Annotated in this window: 4 protein-coding genes; all 4 read left to right on the forward strand. The window is 28.8% G+C overall.

Annotation, left to right across the window (positions count from 1 at the left end):
* Window positions 1–312 precede the first annotated feature (312 nt).
* On the forward strand, window positions 313–870 hold the full coding sequence (locus RH82_RS15630; RefSeq protein ID WP_156112373.1) for a hypothetical protein: 558 nt from the start codon (window positions 313–315) through the stop codon (window positions 868–870).
* Window positions 871–1,042: 172 nt separating this feature from the next.
* Entirely contained in the window at window positions 1,043–1,660 is a 618-nt protein-coding gene (locus tag RH82_RS15635; RefSeq protein WP_052158382.1) for a hypothetical protein, read from the forward strand.
* A gap of 736 nt (window positions 1,661–2,396) precedes the next feature.
* Window positions 2,397–3,011 (forward strand): hypothetical protein, encoded by a 615-nt coding sequence (locus RH82_RS15640; RefSeq protein ID WP_052158383.1) that lies wholly within the window; start codon window positions 2,397–2,399, stop codon window positions 3,009–3,011.
* A gap of 669 nt (window positions 3,012–3,680) precedes the next feature.
* The coding region (locus RH82_RS18485; RefSeq protein WP_156112506.1) for a hypothetical protein at window positions 3,681–3,901 on the forward strand (221 nt) is incomplete at its 3' end.

The raw sequence follows: 3,901 nt of genomic DNA on the forward strand, positions 1-3,901 counted from the left end.
AAATCAAATCTAAGCGCTTTATTTTTTTGGTTCTTGAATTTCTAAGAATAAAAAATTCGGTTTCTAGACAAAGGACAGTCCTTTTTTATAATGGTCTGTAAATTATATTCAAAACCTGCCCACAACAAAGTATAAAATTAATTGCTTGGTTATTGATTACTTACGAAAGTCCAAACAGACTTTCTTAGTTCGTGTTTTATTTAGTAAATTAGTGTTCTAAATACGCAACTAATCTTATACAACACGTTGTGGTGCATTTACCAAAAACTCATTGAAAACGAGAGACTAACTTAAAACTGGACCAAAACTTTAATGAATCTAGCAAGACATTGTGATTTATGCGAAAATAAAATGACTAGTCTAGAAAAAGGAATCACCTGTAAGTTGACTAATAAAAAACCTAACTTTAATAACACTTGTTCCAAAATCACTCTTGATAAAAAATTTCAAGAAAAGTTAGAAATTGCTAATCTCGAATTGGAAATAATGCGTAGAAACCAAAAGTCCGCACATTTGACTTTCTACGGCACAATAATTATTGGTTTTCTATTAATACTTCTTGGATACTTTTTTTCTGACTGGAATATACATAGCTTGTTCCTATGGTACGTGAAAATTGGAATAATTGTAGCTGGATTTTCATTTCTGGAAACTGCTTACTCTAAGTTGAATAAATATAGAAGAGAAAATAAAAAAGCGGAACTGGAAAAAAATAAAATTGATGAAGTCCTAAATAAATACGGAGTTTCATATTGTGAAAGCTTTGATTTTAAAGAAAAAATTCACGGAACTCAAGAAGTAATTGTGAACGTTGAATTTAAAAATTGGACAAAAGGAAAAATAACTAATTCTTATAAATTTGACTATTAAAAGTAAATAAAAAACGACACCACAACACGGTGTATAATTAATTGCTTTGGCTAGTGCTTATCTGGAAAATTCCGCTGGAATTTTCTCTAGTCCGTATTTGTTTACTAATTTAGTTGCTTAATCACGCAACTAACCATACACATCACGTTGTAAAACATTAAAAAAAAACTTTATGAAAAACATTTTAACCTTTGGATTGATTTTAATATCAACTTTTTTAGTTGCACAAACCGAAAATAAAAGTGAAATAAAAATGACTTCAGATTACGGTTCTGACAATTCTGAAATAAGAGATATTTTACAATTTGAGGGAATTGAATACCTAAAATTGAGTTTCACAGGAAAAAATTTAGCAGACAAAAGTTATCATTTATCAGTAAAAGAAATTTGGAATGGAAAAGTAAAAAGTGACAGTACTATTATGAATAGCAAAACGATTAAGTTCGAGCAATTTCAAAAAATAAATGATTCAGTTTTTAATATAAAAATTATTTCAAAATTAACTAATGACAATAAATTAAAAATGACTTTTAAATTTCCCAGATTTTCTACATCTCGAAAATTTGATGCCATAAAATCTGAGGATTATAGTTTGCGCAATGTTGCGGAAGCAAGTGGAACTGAAATAAAATACGGAGAAAAATTTTATCTACTTGCTTACATCTTACCTTACGAAAAAGATGGAGCTAAATATTGGTGTGCTGTTGAGAGCAGTGGAAAAAATATTGAGAATTGGGGGAAGGAATTCGGAATTAAACATTATCTCGTTTTTGAAATGAAATTTGAATAAAAAAAACGTTTTACAACACCGTACAAAATTAATTGCTTTGGTTCTGGCTTATTTAGGAAAGTCCTCGCGGACTTTCTATTCAGTTCTTATTTATTAACTTTATCGCTTAACCACAGCAACTAATCTTGTACAAACACGTTGCAAAACATTGTAGAGTAAGTTCAAGGGAATGGCTAAAATTGGAAAGATTTACGATTTAATAATGTCGAACTGACGTGTTTCTAAAGTTTGGGAAAATTTGAAAATTGTGGAACACTCTTTCGCTAATCGAAAATTTTATCAAAGTTTTGAATTTATAAAGTTTGCGGAAAATGGTAAAGTTCAATGCTCTGGAAAATATGGAGTTTTTAATCTTGCGAAAAATTAGCATAGAATCCCAAAATTTCGGAATTTAAAAAGTGTGGAATTGAGCAAGGTTCGGAATTAAATAAAAAAGTGTATTTTTAATATTCTAAAAATTAGAATAGATTAGCAAACAACGGAATTAAAAATGTTTGCAAGTTTTAAAATTTGTAAAAAATTGGAAAATATAGAAATTGTAAATAAAGGGAAAGAAAAATAAAAAAACAACGATTTTGCAACACCGTGCATAATTTATTGCTTTATTCGTTTTTCTTGCGAAAAACCTCGGAATCGTGAAAGTCCGTGTTTTTTAATTAATTTTTCGCTAAATTTACGCAACAAACCATGCACAAACACGTTACCACACATTAAAAAAACCACTCAAAACCTGAATATGGGAATATTTGATATTTTTAAGAAAAAGAATGAAAACTCTAATTCCACAACAGAAAACGGAATTTTAAGTCCAACTTTTCTTGAAAATAATGTTGAAAATATCGTTAATCCAAAAAAACTTCATTCGCACGAATGGAGAAGAAGAATTAAAACAAAATCTGGCGGAAAAATTTTCAGAATAAAATATTACGGAGAACTTCATTCAAAATATAAAAATCTAATTGTTCAAACGGAATTTGCGCCCTCAAAAATTTATGCAGTTGACATTTCTAATGGAAACGAATTTTTATTATTTGACGGTTGTGTTCACGGATATAATGCAATGTTCTGCGATAAATATTCGGAAGATCAAATAAAAAGTAGAATAGCGGACAAATTTTATAGTTCTGAAAATGGTAATGATAAATTTGAATTAATAATATCAACTTATAATGGAATTGATTACGAAGATGAATTTAGAGAAGAAGTTGACTCAAATGGAAAAATAGAATTAGTAAGTGGAAATAAAATTGACTTTGAAGAAGTAAAACGGAATGGATTTGACACTTTACAAATTTGGGGAATTAATGAAAACGGAATTAAAATTGACATTATTTCCGAAGAATTAGCATAAAAACGTGTGGTAACACCGTATATAATTTATTGCTTGCTTTTAGCCAACTTACGAAAGTCCTCGCGGACTTTCTATTCCGTTTTTATTTACTAAATTAGTTGCTTAAACCACGCAACAAACCATATACAAAGACGTTGTGGGCAAGTACTCAATTAAAATATTTAAGCTTGATTTAAGGGGTTTAAAATTTAATTTCCGCCAAAGTCTGGTATAAAAACCCAATTTTTTTTGGCGCACAAAAACAAAAATTTTAGCTAAGGTTTTGGTTTATTTATTAAGGTCGTACCCTAGCGGTTGAGCAACTTTATAAATATTTTTTTAGTCGGTTTCTTTTTTTCTAGATCAGTAATTAAATTTTTGTTTTTTAACAAAGGAAATTTCTAATCCGCCAGTTTCCGTAAAATCAAATCTAAGCGCTTTATTTTTTTGGTTCTTGAATTTCTAAGAATAAAAAATTCGGTTTCTAGACAAAGGACAGTCCTTTTTTATAATGGTCTGTAAATTATATTCAAAACCTGCCCACAACAAAGTATAAAATTAATTGCTTGGTTATTGATTACTTACGAAAGTCCAAACAGACTTTCTTAGTTCGTGTTTTATTTAGTAAATTAGTGTTCTAAATACGCAACTAATCTTATACAACACGTTGTGTGCCATTAAAAATAAAAAATGAAACTCGAAATCACTCTTAGCTTACTGCTATTACTAACAATGCAAATTGTATTTGGACAAAAATCTGAATTATTTTCAAAAGATAATTCTGAATTAATAGACGACGACCTACTTTCAATAACTGTTGATACAAATGGGAATAAATGGATTGGAACTTCAAAATTCGGTTTAGTAAAACTTAGTAATGGAAAATTTGAAAATCTAAATAAAGAAAATTC

The organism is Lacinutrix jangbogonensis (genome assembly GCF_000797445.1).
Classification (GTDB): Bacteria; Bacteroidota; Bacteroidia; order Flavobacteriales; family Flavobacteriaceae; genus Lacinutrix; species Lacinutrix jangbogonensis.